Origin of the sequence: Epilithonimonas mollis (assembly GCF_900142325.1) — a bacterium.
GTDB classification, from domain to species: domain Bacteria; phylum Bacteroidota; class Bacteroidia; order Flavobacteriales; family Weeksellaceae; genus Epilithonimonas; species Epilithonimonas mollis.
This window is the reverse complement of sequence record NZ_FRAM01000001.1, coordinates 1,117,550-1,129,268: the sequence shown is the minus strand read 5'-3', so window position 1 is coordinate 1,129,268 and position 11,719 is coordinate 1,117,550. Positions and strand designations below refer to the sequence as shown.

Sequence of the window (11,719 nt, the reverse complement as noted above, 5' to 3'; positions counted from 1 at the left end):
TTTTTGTTAATTATAATTTTTCACAAGACTTTTGACTATTTTAATGACATTAGGCATTGCTTTGCTAGCGGCTTCCAGAACTTCTTCATGAGAAACGGCAAAGGCAATTTCCGGTCCGCCCAGGTCTGTAATAATAGATAAGCAAAAACAATCCATTCCCTGGTGTTTTGCAACAATCACTTCCGGAACGGTGCTCATCCCGACGGCATCGCCACCAATGGCTCTTACCATTCCATACTCTGCAGGTGTTTCAAAAGTTGGACCTGTTAAGGCGACATATACGCCTTCTTTTAAATCTATGTTTTCCTGGGTTGCAATATTTTTGGCCAAATTAATCATTTTGCGATTATACGGTTCGCTCATATCCACGAAACGCGGTCCGAGTTCATCCATATTTTTCCCTCTCAAAGGATGTTCCGGCATCAGATTGATATGGTCTGTCAGAATCATGACATCAGCCACTTTGAAATTCGGATTTACACCGCCGGCAGCATTGGAAAGAATCAGATTTCTGACGCCAAGTAAATGGAAAACCCGGAAAGGAAAAGTTACAGTTTCTATAGAGTGACCTTCGTAATAATGGAAACGCCCGCTCATCATCAATACTTTTTTGCCTTCCAGAATTCCGTATATCAATTTTCCGCCGTGACCGGCAACGGTTGTCTGAGGAAAATTAGGAATATCTTTGTAATCTAAAGTATGAATTGCTTCTACCTCATACTGCAATTTCCCAAGACCTGAACCCAGAACTATTGCAAAATCCGGTGTTTCGCCAATAATGTTCCTGATGAATGCTGCTGTTTCCTTATATTTTTCTAACATAATTCTGAATGATATTGTTAAAATCTTCCCGTTTGTCAATTTCTACATTGATCGGCCAGTAATAGATTTTATCCCGAAGATAATCAAAAGTTTTCAGCCGGACATAATCTTTTTCAGTAGTCAGAATGACTTTGTATTCGCCAAGTTTTTTGTACTCTGCACTGATTTTTTTGATGTCTTCGTCCGTAAAGTTATGGTGATCTTTATATTCTAGATGTCTGACTTTTTTATTGTATTTGGCAATCTCTTTCAGAAGCTGGGAAGGGTTTGCAATGCCGGTAATGAGCAGCACATCATAATAATCCAGATTTTTAACAGGCATCATCTTATCCAGTCCGAGAATGTTGTCGTCATAAGCAATAGCCGAGAAAAAGACTTTCTGGTAATGTTGCGGCCGTATCCTGGAGATGTAATATTGCTTTTTTTCTTCTGTCAGATCATCCGGACATTTGGTAACCATAATAATATCGGCACGGCTTTTCCCTCTTCTGCTTTCCCGAAGATCACCGGCAGGCAATACAAAATCTTTGAAAAAAGGATCGTTGTAATCAGTTAGCAGGAGATTCATTCCCGGCTTTATGGCGCGATGCTGATAGCTGTCGTCTAAAACGAGTACATTCAGATCCATATCCGCGATTATTTTCCGGGCTCCGAAAACGCGGTCTTCGCAGACACCAATCACAAAACGGTTCCGGAAACGCTCGAATAGCTGCATCGGCTCATCTCCAACCAGTTTATAATTGCTGTCGTAATTAACGATTTTGTAGCCCTTTGTTATTCTTCCGTAACCTCTGGAAAGAACACCAGTCCGGAAAGATTTGGAAAGATATTCGGCGAGATACATTACCATAGGAGATTTTCCGCTGCCGCCTACAGACAAGTTCCCGACACCAATAATTGGTGTTCTGAATTTCGTAGAAGAAAAAATTCCCCAGTCATACATTCGGTTTCTGATAGAAGTGCCGAGATGATAACCCAAGGAAAAAGGGTAGAGATACCATCTTTTCATAGACGGCAAAAATAAGGAAATACTCCGAAATCCCATTGTGTTTTTAATTCAAAAAGGAAATTCAATCTTGAGAATCAAAATTGGTTATCTTTGCAATCTTATACAGAATCCTATGATATTATCTATGACAGGTTTTGGGAGAGCCGAAACTGTTTTTGAAGGAAAAAAAATAACCATCGATATCAAATCACTTAATAGCAAGAGTTTTGACCTGAATGTGAAAATACCTTTGCGGTACAAGGAAAAAGAATTTGATATCAGAAAAATTCTGAATGATAAGATCCTGCGCGGAAAAGTTGATTGCTATATCAGTTGTGATAATCTCGAGGAGAATAACGATGTCAAGATCAATCAGGATGTTGTCAAAAATTATATGGATCAGCTAAGAGAAGTCGGTTCTGATGCACCCGAATTCGAATTGCTGAAAATGGCTGTCAGAATGCCGGATGCACTCACAACTAGAAATTCTGATCTGGAAGAGAATGAATGGAAAAGTCTTTTGGAAACTGTGGAAAATTCGATTGAAAAATTCATAGAATTCCGACAGACAGAAGGTAATAATCTTGCTGTTGAAATTGAAAAAATCGTTCAGAATATCGAATATAATCTAAGCCAGGTTGCTCAGTATGAAGAAGAAAGAATTCAGCCAATCAAAGACAGATATCAGGCTGCACTAAAGAATTTTGAGAATATTGATGAAACAAGATATTATCAGGAAATGGTGTATTTTGTTGAGAAGCTGGATATTTCTGAAGAAAAAGTTCGTCTTTCCCAACACATCAAATATTATCTTGAAGTGATGAGAAATGAAGATTTCAACGGAAAGAAATTAGGTTTCATTGCTCAGGAAATGGGAAGAGAAATCAATACTTTGGGTTCGAAAGCCAATCATTCTGAGATTCAGAAACTGGTGGTGGAGATGAAGGATGATCTGGAGAAGATCAAAGAGCAAACGCTGAATGTTTTGTAATGAAAGAAAAAGTTATCATATTCTCCGCACCGTCCGGAAGTGGAAAAACAACATTGGTAAAACACGGACTGTCCGTTATTCCGCAACTCAGTTTTTCGATTTCTGCAACTACCAGACAACCGCGAGGCGAGGAAAAAAACGGACAAGATTATTATTTCCTGACACCGGAAGAATTCAGAACTAAAATCTCCGAAGATGGTTTTGTAGAATTTGAGGAAGTTTATACCGACAAATATTATGGAACGCTGAAATCCGAAGTAGAAAGAATCTGGAAAGAAGGAAAAGTCGTGATTTTCGATGTCGATGTCAAAGGCGGAATCCGACTGAAAGAGATTTTCGGAGACAAAGCATTGTCGATTTTTGTGATGCCGCCAAGCATCGCCGAATTGGAACAGAGATTGATAAAAAGAAACACCGACTGTGCTGAAACCATCAAAACCAGAGTCGAAAAAGCAGGCGAAGAAATGACTTACCAAAAACATTTTGATAAAATTATTGTTAATACAGATTTAGATAAAGCAAAAGCGGAAATCGAGGAAATAATCAATAACTTTATCAACGAATAAAATCTGAAAAACACGTAATGGAAAATACATTAGACATTGCAATCAATAATATGCCTGTAAAAGGTTTTCTTGATCTGAAGGATTTTGCAATTCCGACAGGAGATGACCTTGTGAAGGCGATTCTCGACCTCAAGAAAGAAAAAAACGCCGTGATTCTGGCGCATTATTATCAGCCGGGACCTATTCAGGATATCGCTGATTTCCTTGGGGATTCCTTACAGTTGGCAAGACAGGCGAAGGAAACCGATGCCGATATGATTGCCTTTTGCGGCGTTCATTTTATGGCAGAAGCGGCTAAAATCCTAAACCCGACAAAAAAAGTAGTTCTTCCCGATACTTTGGCTGGTTGCTCTTTGGCAGACGGCTGTTCGGCGGAAGGTCTCAACAAAATGCGCGAGCAATATCCCAATGCGCTGGTGGCGACTTACATCAACTGTAATGCAGAAACCAAAGCGGCTTCGGACATCATCGTGACGAGTTCTAACGCAGAACAAATCATCAATGCGTTGCCGAAAGACAGACCAATTATTTTCGCTCCGGATAAAAACTTAGGAAGATATCTCAGCAAAAAGACAGGTCGCGAAATGATTCTTTGGGACGGAAGTTGCATCGTGCACGAGGCGTTTTCTATGGAACGAATTGCGCAACAATTGGCAGACCATCCAAACGCAAAACTGATTGCCCACCCGGAAAGCGAAACGCCGGTGTTGGAATTGGCACATTTCATCGGTTCAACTTCAGCACTTCTGAATTATGTGGAACAAGATGATTGCCAGGAATTTATCATCGCGACAGAAGAAGGAATACTTCACGAGATGAGAAAACGTGCGCCACACAAATCCTTGATTCCGGCTTTGGTTTTCGATGAGAGCTGCAACTGTTCAGAGTGTTTCTTTATGAAGAGAAACACGCTGGAAAAACTCTATCTGTGTATGAAGTATGAGCTTCCGGAAATCACGATGGATGAGGATATTCGCCTCAAAGCACTCAAACCTATCGAAGCCATGCTGGAATTTTCTAAAAGCATCAAATAAATTGTAAACCTTGTCTTTCAGATGAGGTTTTTTTATGCAATTATTTTGGCAATTCCCTCGCCAAGCTTTTCCAGCCGCTCGGGTCGGGCTATCCGCTATATCTTTTGCTCCGCTGCGCTCCGCAAAAGGATGCCGCTTCTATCCCTATTGCAGCTGTGTACGAAAGAAAATTTCCACAAAATTTAACATTCCTATTTACATAATATTATCATTCCGAAGGAAACCTAACGAAGTAGTTCTACGAAGTCAATCTAGACTGTTGAGATTCCTGCGGAATGACAAACTGAGCGTTTTAAATCCATAGCTTTTTTAAGCGAAGCGCCTTTGTGAACCTTAAATATTTTCAATAAAAACAAAAAACCTTTGTGCTCTTTGTGTTAAGAAATTTTCTATTTTTAAAGAATGAAATCAAAAATCATTTTAGAAGATATAAAAATCTACGCCTACCACGGTGTTTTGCAGGAAGAAGCCATCATTGGAAATCATTATGTCGTCAATGCAGAACTACACGCTGATTTAGAAAAAGCATCACAAACCGATAATCTCAATGACACTATCAATTACGCTCAGGTCAACGAAATCATTCATCAGGAAATGGCCATCCGTTCAGAACTTTTGGAACACGTGATTGGAAGAATCATTAATAAAATCGAAAGTAAGTTTCCGCAGATTACATTCATCAGAATAAAATTGACCAAAACAATTCCGCCAATGCCGGGAGAAATGAAAGGCGTGAGTCTGGAATTTGAGAAAGAAATCAATTAATCAAAATAAATAAAACTAAAAACTATGAAAAACAACGCAAGAATTGTAGACAGACATCAGGCAGAAAAGTTATTACGGTTTATAAATTTTCTCATAGATTATGTCTTCGCCTATCTTGTGATTGTGTTTTTATTTTCTGCAATTATAATTGTTTATTCGTTTTTGACAGGACAAGATTATGCAGAGAAAGCACAAGCTTTCGGAGAAGTTAATCCTTTTGTAGATAGAATAATTACTGCATTTTTCTACGCATTATTAATGTATTTGACAGAATATCTAACAAAAGGACGAAGCTTGGGAAAATTTATTACAGGAACACTGGTAGTTAATGAAAATGGCAATTTGCCGAATTCTAATGATTTTCTAAAGAGAAATTTCAGTCGCATTGTTCCGTTTGACGCATTGTCATTTTTAGGAAGCCGTGGCTGGCACGACAGCTGGAGCGATACCAAAGTGGTAAAAAGAAAATCATATCTGGAGGCTGTTGAAAGAGAAAATTCTATTGAAGATATTGGTAAGATTGCTTTATGATAAATGTTAATAAAATCTTAAAATTGGTCTCAGTTTTGATGTATTTAATCAAATACAATTTTATATGAGGACATATATTGCGGTTGGAATCGCAGCTTTAGGTTTTATTATTGCAGCAGCTTTGCTTGGCAGTGCTGTGAAAAACAGGAACAAATTTGAAAATACAGTTTCTGTTACAGGACTCGGTTCCAAAAAATTCACTTCGGATCTGATTACATGGTCTGGAAGTTTTTCTAAAAATAATTTTGAGCTGAAATCTGCGTACGATGCTTTGGCTATTGACAGGCAGGTGATTTCAGATTATTTGAAATCGAAGGGTGTTAAAGAAAACGAAATGATTTTTTCTGCTGTAGATATTCAGAAGCAATTCAGAAGTTTTACAGATTCCAACGGAAATTATCAGCAAGGCGAATTTGCCGGTTATAACCTGACCCAAAGTGTTTCTATCCAATCCAAAGAAGTGGCAAAAATTGAAAACATCTCCAGGAATATCACAGAAATTATCAACCGTGGCATCGAATTCACGTCGTCATCACCTCAATATTTCTACACAAAACTATCTGATGTAAAACAGGAAATGATTGCGAACGCTACAAAAGATGCAAAAGAACGTGCTGAAAAAATTGCAGAAAATGCTGGAAGTGATCTTGGAAATCTGAAAAAGGCGACAATGGGTGTCATCCAGATTACCGCTCCTAACTCCAACGAAGACTACTCTTATGGAGGAACTTACAATACCACTTCCAAAGAAAAGGAAGCCAGCATTACCATAAAACTCGAATATGAAGTCGATTAAAGTAAAGGAGCAAAATTTTTTGCTCCTTTATAATTTTGTTTTGCTGTCAAAAACCAATGTGACCGGTCCGTCATTGATCAATGAAACTTTCATATCTGCCCCGAAAATTCCGCTTTCCGTTTTCAATCCTGATTTTTTTATCTCATCTTTGAAATATTCGAACAATGGAATGGCCTTGTCTGGTTTTGCAGCTTTTATGTAAGATGGACGATTGCCTTTTTTATAATCAGAAATCAGAGTGAATTGGCTGATGCAAAGGATTTCACCATTGATCTCTCTCACCGAGTGATTCATTTTTCCTTCATCGTCAGAAAAGATTCTAACGTCAAGGATTTTCTTCACCAGCCAATCGGCATCCACAGTTTCATCATCTTCATCGACGCCGATCAGCAACATCAGTCCTTTTTCGATTTTCCCTACAGTTTCTCCCTCAACCTCGACAGAAGAATGTTTCACACGCTGGATTACGGCTTTCATTACAGATCAATTGCTATATATTGTTAAAACTTTGGTGTTGGGATTATAATCGTAATACCGGTATGTTTTAAGGCCCGTCTTTGGGACATTTTCTCCTTCTTGAGGTTGTCCGTTGAATAAAGCCCATTTGGCATTGTCTTTTGGACAAATGACGAAAGTTCCACCGTTATCTACGTTTAATACGGTTTTTTCTCCTTCAGGACAAAGATGAGGTGCGTTTCTGTCGTAAACCATAAAGCCGTTGCTAGTGCTATAAATTATCAGACCTTGAGTTCCGGTTCCTGGCTCGCCTCTCGTATAAGCCCAGCTATTGGGCGTTAATAAATTATAGTACGTTGGTAAACTGAGATTGATAATAGCATTGATGGGAGAATTCGGAAAACAGCTCACGGTTTCGTTTCTTTCGCTGCAGGAATTATTGATGCTTAACAGGCTGATAATCAAAAATAATGTGAATAATGATGCGTTTTTTTTGGTTTTCATTTCAAAAAATAGTTATATATTTGTAAACTCAATTCGAGAAAAATTAGTATCCGGCAAAGGTCGGATTATTTTTTTATACAAACGGCAAATTTTATTGTTATGAACTACGTAACCAAAGAAGGTTTGGACAAAATGAAGTCTGAGCTGGAACAATTAGAAACCATCGAAAGACCAAAAATAACACAGCAGATTGCTGAAGCGAGAGATAAAGGTGACCTGTCAGAAAATGCAGAGTATGATGCTGCAAAAGAAGCGCAGGGCATGCTGGAAATGAGAATTTCCAAACTGAAAGACGCGATTGCAACATCGAAGATCATCGACGGAAGCCAGCTGGATCTCAGCAAGGTGTCTATCCTTACTACAGTGAGACTTAAAAATAATGCGACGAAAGGTGAACAGAAGTTTACTTTGGTTCCGGATAATGAAAGCGACCTGAAAGCCGGTAAAATATCGGTCAATACGCCTATTGCTAAAGGCCTTCTGGGTAAAACTGTGGGAGAGACAGCAGATATCGTTTTGCCAAATGGCAACAAGCTGTCTTTTGAAGTTCTTGAGATTTCTTTGTAAATATTGGTTTAATAATTGTTGGAAATTAAAATCAATATCGAGAAATCATGAGCAGCATATTTTCAAAAATCATCAGCGGAGAAATCCCAAGCTACAAAATTGCAGAGGATGATAAGCATATTGCTTTCCTGGATGCTATGCCATTGGTAAAAGGACATACATTGGTTGTTCCCAAAATAGAGACCGATCTTATATTCGATTTAGATTCTGATGATTATAAAGAGCTGTGGGCTTTTACTCAGAATATTGCAAAGCAGATCAGGAAAGCTGTTCCTTGTAAAAGAGTGGGTGTTGCCGTTGTTGGACTGGAAGTCCCGCATGCTCATATCCATCTGATACCACTTAACAGTATGGATGACCTTAATTTTAAAAATGTCAGGCTGATTTTTACACCTGATGAATATAAGGAAATACAGGAGTCCATTATCAATGCATAAAAGAAGTTTTCACTTCTTTTTTTTAATTATAGAATTTTAAGATTTATGAATCCAAATCAATGCTCATTTTGCGGCAGAAAGAAGAATGAAGTTCAAATTCTGATTTCCGGACAAAATGGATTTATATGCGAAAACTGCATAGAGCAGGCACATGCTATCGTAAAAGACAGTGTAGATAAAAAACCGGAAACATCTATGGCCGAGTCCCTGGAAGAACTCAGAAAGCCCAGAGAGATAAAGGCTTTTCTTGATGAGTATGTAATAGGTCAGGATCAGGCGAAAAAACAATTATCCATCGCTGTTTATAATCATTACAAAAGATTACTTCATGCTCAGGATGAAAACAGGGAAGTAGAGATTGAAAAATCCAACATCATCATGATCGGTGAAACAGGAACAGGAAAAACACTGCTTGCAAAAACCATTGCAAAACAACTGAATGTTCCTTTCTGTATCGTTGATGCCACCATTCTTACTGAAGCCGGGTATGTTGGCGAAGATGTGGAAAGCATCCTGTCACGATTGCTGATGGTGGCAGATTATGATGTGGAAAAGGCAGAAAAAGGGATTGTCTTTATTGATGAGATTGATAAAATCGCAAGAAAATCCGATAACCCGAGCATCACGAGAGATGTCTCCGGGGAAGGCGTACAGCAAGGTTTATTGAAACTTCTGGAAGGAAGCATTGTCAATGTTCCGCCACAAGGTGGAAGAAAACATCCTGATCAGAAATATATCCAGGTGAATACGCAGAATATTCTGTTTATCGCTGGTGGTGCTTTTGATGGGATGAAAGATATAATCGAAAGAAGGCTCAATAAGCAGGCTATTGGTTTTTCTGCAGAAAAAATCAACAAGACGGATGAGGAAGATTATATACTGAGCCAGATCAATGCTATCGATCTGAAGAGTTTTGGATTGATTCCGGAACTTTTAGGAAGATTTCCTATCATTACTTATCTTGACAAACTGACAAAAGAGACACTTGTCCGCATCATGAAGGAGCCGAAAAATTCCATTATCAACCAGTTTACGGAACTTTTCAAAATGGACAATGTTACTTTGGAATTTACAGATAATGCAATAGAAGAAATTGTTGAAGATACGATGAACAAAGGGCTTGGAGCCAGAGGACTGAGAGGAACAACAGAAAAAGTTTTGGAAGATTATATGTTTGACATAGAGAATAACGAAGTCGTTAAAATCGAGTCAATATTATAAATTTATTAATTTACAGATATTTTTTTCAAGTATTCAAAAAATTAATATCTTTGCAGACGAACACACAAGTAAGAAACATGATGATTAAAAAATTTATTAGTCTTCAATTGATATTGATGAATATCTTTTGTTTTGCCCAAGTTCTCACCTACGTTGGGAATTCAGCTTTAGTAACTATTCAATCCCAGACCTTGTTGTATAATGGTGGTGGTTTGCAAACTGCAGGTACATCCATTGTCAATAATTCCGGAAATGTAATGCTCAGTGCATCGTCATCTAATGATATCATGAGTATCGGCAACGCTTCCAGTTTCAACCTTAAGCTCGCTTCTACAAGCAATTACGGACAACTGTATATCGCTGGCATTCCACAGGTGAATATCACAGGTAAGGTGAATAAAGAATATCTTTCTGATTATCTTAATGGTGCAACCGGAAGACAGCAAACCGGCTTACCTTTTTATAATTATACCATTCAGGATCTTCTTGATACTTTTGGAACGACTCATTTCAATTTTACAAACGGAAGCTTGACTTCAGCTGGTCGCTTCAGTCCGAACTCTGTGTTCAGATGGAATAACTATAATTCCAAATTCGATCAGATTTACATCAATCCTGATAACAACACCGTTATCGGTACGCCAATGACTTATTACATCTTGCCGAGACGTAATGCTGATGGATCTGTTTTTTGGGATCCGACTTCCCAGACGAGGACTTTTTCTGGTCGAGCAGCATCGGATTATGTAGATACATCAGGCAACTATATTTTCAGCCTGTCCGGTCAGCAAGCGGTGAATTTTGGATATAACGGGAATAATAAGAATACCTACGGAGAAAAATATAATACCTATCTGGATGATCCCTTCAGCTCCAAAACGCCAAGCTGGTCTGCTGATTACGGAAGAAATCTTTTCCAGTTAGCTAATCCGTTTCTTACTAATATCGATCTGAAATTTATCGCAACTAACGAAGCAGGAAATGAAAGTGATGACAATTATCTTCCGAATCTTGTTGGTATAGCTTATTATGGAAACAATCAAATAGGCTGGCAGCTGAATCAGGGAGCTACGTATGGTTCTGCGATTGTTGTATTGACATCAGGGGGTGCTTTTCAGGCTGGTGATATCACCGATAACAAATTGATCATAAAGCCGATGGGCGAGTTTATGATTAAATTGAGTTCTAACGATCCGCAGACACTTAATCTTTCAAAGACAAGAAGATTTAACTCTACTTCAAGAGCTGATGGTGTAGACTATTCCGTAACTTCTGCGAAGAATACCAATGCCAATGCCATCCCGGCAGATAAAATTGTAAAGCAGGTTGCTGTTGTGATGTATGATATGGATGGTCTGGAAATGGAAAGAACTTATTACGCTGTATCTCCTTCTGCCATCAGTGGCTATAATCCTGAAAATGCAAAGCTGCAGGCTTATGGAGCTCCGGAAAAATTGCTATATACCAAGGAAGAATTGGAAACAGGTGGTGAGAATGTAAATAATTCTGATAAGCTCTATATAAACGAAGCTAACGAGATTAGCTTCAAATCCAAGGAGATTCCTTTGTATATTAACAATCCCCAACAGTATCAGATTAAATTTGAGGTTTATGAAAAAGGAGAAAAGGCAACAAATGGCTTAAGCAACGGAAAAAGTTTTTATTTAAAGAATGCACAAGGACAATTTGTTAAAATTGTTGACGGAGAAGGTCTGGCGATGAGCGGATCTCAGGTTTTGGGTCTTTATTATGAATTGCCGGAAGGTGCAACTCTCGGAACAGGAAATGTTATCAATAATCAGACGGTTATTGCTAAAAAAGATGGTCAATGGGTTGTTAGATTTGCTAAAAACTGGAATAAAGCAACTGTTGAGGTGTTCTCTGCAGCAGGCCAGTTATTAAGTGCGAAAACGCAAATTTCTACTGATACAGATTATACTATTCCGCTGAATTACCAGGCGAAAAGTATATTTTTAGTAAAAGCAATTTCTGAAAAAGGAGAAGTTGTGATTAAAAAAATTGTAAATTAAAAACACTAAAA

Annotated in this window: 14 protein-coding genes; 10 read left to right on the top strand and 4 right to left on the bottom strand. The window is 38.3% G+C overall.

Annotated features, from left to right (window positions below):
• Positions 1 to 6: 6 nt before the first annotated feature.
• Entirely contained in the window at positions 7 to 822 is an 816-nt protein-coding gene (locus BUA97_RS04960) for a purine-nucleoside phosphorylase (RefSeq protein WP_072996712.1), read from the bottom strand.
• Complete coding sequence (gene lpxK / locus BUA97_RS04955) at positions 806 to 1,831, bottom strand: tetraacyldisaccharide 4'-kinase (protein WP_072996711.1); 1,026 nt, start codon at positions 1,829 to 1,831, stop codon at positions 806 to 808. Before lpxK ends, BUA97_RS04960 begins: the two co-directional genes overlap by 17 nt.
• A gap of 112 nt (positions 1,832 to 1,943) precedes the next feature.
• On the opposite strand from lpxK, the gene BUA97_RS04950 reads away from it, so the two are divergent.
• The 6 genes from BUA97_RS04950 to BUA97_RS04925 all read left to right on the top strand — a co-directional run bounded on the left by BUA97_RS04950 (position 1,944) and on the right by BUA97_RS04925 (position 6,493).
• Positions 1,944 to 2,801, top strand: coding sequence for a YicC/YloC family endoribonuclease (locus BUA97_RS04950; RefSeq protein WP_072996710.1), 858 nt, complete (start codon positions 1,944 to 1,946; stop codon positions 2,799 to 2,801).
• Positions 2,801 to 3,367, top strand: coding sequence for a guanylate kinase (gene gmk, locus BUA97_RS04945; RefSeq protein ID WP_072996709.1), 567 nt, complete (start codon positions 2,801 to 2,803; stop codon positions 3,365 to 3,367). The genes BUA97_RS04950 and gmk overlap by 1 nt, the downstream gene beginning before the upstream one ends.
• Before the next feature lie 17 nt (positions 3,368 to 3,384).
• Positions 3,385 to 4,401: a quinolinate synthase NadA gene (nadA, locus tag BUA97_RS04940; protein WP_072996708.1), complete on the top strand. Its 1,017-nt coding sequence runs from the start codon at positions 3,385 to 3,387 to the stop codon at positions 4,399 to 4,401.
• A 402-nt stretch (positions 4,402 to 4,803) separates the two neighbouring features.
• Positions 4,804 to 5,166, top strand: a complete 363-nt coding sequence (folB, locus tag BUA97_RS04935; protein WP_072996707.1) for a dihydroneopterin aldolase — start codon at positions 4,804 to 4,806, stop codon at positions 5,164 to 5,166.
• Between the two features lie 24 nt (positions 5,167 to 5,190).
• Entirely contained in the window at positions 5,191 to 5,697 is a 507-nt protein-coding gene (locus BUA97_RS04930; RefSeq protein ID WP_072996706.1) for an RDD family protein, read from the top strand.
• Positions 5,698 to 5,761: 64 nt separating this feature from the next.
• Positions 5,762 to 6,493, top strand: a complete 732-nt coding sequence (locus tag BUA97_RS04925; RefSeq protein ID WP_072996705.1) for an SIMPL domain-containing protein — start codon at positions 5,762 to 5,764, stop codon at positions 6,491 to 6,493.
• Positions 6,494 to 6,520: 27 nt separating this feature from the next.
• Here BUA97_RS04925 and dtd read toward each other — a convergent pair whose 3' ends face one another.
• Complete coding sequence (gene dtd / locus BUA97_RS04920) at positions 6,521 to 6,970, bottom strand: D-aminoacyl-tRNA deacylase (RefSeq protein WP_072996704.1); 450 nt, start codon at positions 6,968 to 6,970, stop codon at positions 6,521 to 6,523.
• Between the two features lie 6 nt (positions 6,971 to 6,976).
• Positions 6,977 to 7,453 carry a hypothetical protein gene (locus BUA97_RS04915; RefSeq protein ID WP_072996703.1) on the bottom strand — a complete coding sequence of 159 codons (477 nt, stop codon included), beginning with the start codon at positions 7,451 to 7,453 and terminating at the stop codon, positions 6,977 to 6,979.
• 99 nt (positions 7,454 to 7,552) lie between these two features.
• Here BUA97_RS04915 and greA point away from each other — a divergent pair, with 99 nt between their 5' ends.
• From greA to BUA97_RS04895, 4 genes are all read left to right on the top strand, one after another.
• Positions 7,553 to 8,020 carry a transcription elongation factor GreA gene (gene greA, locus BUA97_RS04910; RefSeq protein ID WP_072996702.1) on the top strand — a complete coding sequence of 156 codons (468 nt, stop codon included), beginning with the start codon at positions 7,553 to 7,555 and terminating at the stop codon, positions 8,018 to 8,020.
• 47 nt (positions 8,021 to 8,067) lie between these two features.
• Complete coding sequence (locus tag BUA97_RS04905; RefSeq protein WP_072996701.1) at positions 8,068 to 8,457, top strand: HIT family protein; 390 nt, start codon at positions 8,068 to 8,070, stop codon at positions 8,455 to 8,457.
• A gap of 45 nt (positions 8,458 to 8,502) precedes the next feature.
• Positions 8,503 to 9,678, top strand: a complete 1,176-nt coding sequence (clpX, locus tag BUA97_RS04900) for an ATP-dependent Clp protease ATP-binding subunit ClpX (RefSeq protein WP_072996700.1) — start codon at positions 8,503 to 8,505, stop codon at positions 9,676 to 9,678.
• 116 nt (positions 9,679 to 9,794) lie between these two features.
• Positions 9,795 to 11,708 (top strand): hypothetical protein, encoded by a 1,914-nt coding sequence (locus BUA97_RS04895; RefSeq protein ID WP_139258229.1) that lies wholly within the window; start codon positions 9,795 to 9,797, stop codon positions 11,706 to 11,708.
• The last annotated feature ends 11 nt before the right edge of the window (positions 11,709 to 11,719 follow it).

Bases quoted from the DNA above. Each gene is read 5' to 3' on its own strand.
- BUA97_RS04960 (WP_072996712.1), bottom strand. From the start codon at position 822: ATGTTAGAAAAATATAAGGAAACAGCAGCATTCATCAGGAACATTATT.
- lpxK (WP_072996711.1), bottom strand. From the start codon at position 1,831: ATGAAAAGATGGTATCTCTACCCTTTTTCCTTGGGTTATCATCTCGGC.
- BUA97_RS04950 (WP_072996710.1), top strand. From the start codon at position 1,944: ATGATATTATCTATGACAGGTTTTGGGAGAGCCGAAACTGTTTTTGAA.
- gmk (WP_072996709.1), top strand. From the start codon at position 2,801: ATGAAAGAAAAAGTTATCATATTCTCCGCACCGTCCGGAAGTGGAAAA.
- nadA (WP_072996708.1), top strand. From the start codon at position 3,385: ATGGAAAATACATTAGACATTGCAATCAATAATATGCCTGTAAAAGGT.
- folB (WP_072996707.1), top strand. From the start codon at position 4,804: ATGAAATCAAAAATCATTTTAGAAGATATAAAAATCTACGCCTACCAC.
- BUA97_RS04930 (WP_072996706.1), top strand. From the start codon at position 5,191: ATGAAAAACAACGCAAGAATTGTAGACAGACATCAGGCAGAAAAGTTA.
- BUA97_RS04925 (WP_072996705.1), top strand. From the start codon at position 5,762: ATGAGGACATATATTGCGGTTGGAATCGCAGCTTTAGGTTTTATTATT.
- dtd (WP_072996704.1), bottom strand. From the start codon at position 6,970: ATGAAAGCCGTAATCCAGCGTGTGAAACATTCTTCTGTCGAGGTTGAG.
- BUA97_RS04915 (WP_072996703.1), bottom strand. From the start codon at position 7,453: ATGAAAACCAAAAAAAACGCATCATTATTCACATTATTTTTGATTATC.
- greA (WP_072996702.1), top strand. From the start codon at position 7,553: ATGAACTACGTAACCAAAGAAGGTTTGGACAAAATGAAGTCTGAGCTG.
- BUA97_RS04905 (WP_072996701.1), top strand. From the start codon at position 8,068: ATGAGCAGCATATTTTCAAAAATCATCAGCGGAGAAATCCCAAGCTAC.
- clpX (WP_072996700.1), top strand. From the start codon at position 8,503: ATGAATCCAAATCAATGCTCATTTTGCGGCAGAAAGAAGAATGAAGTT.
- BUA97_RS04895 (WP_139258229.1), top strand. From the start codon at position 9,795: ATGAATATCTTTTGTTTTGCCCAAGTTCTCACCTACGTTGGGAATTCA.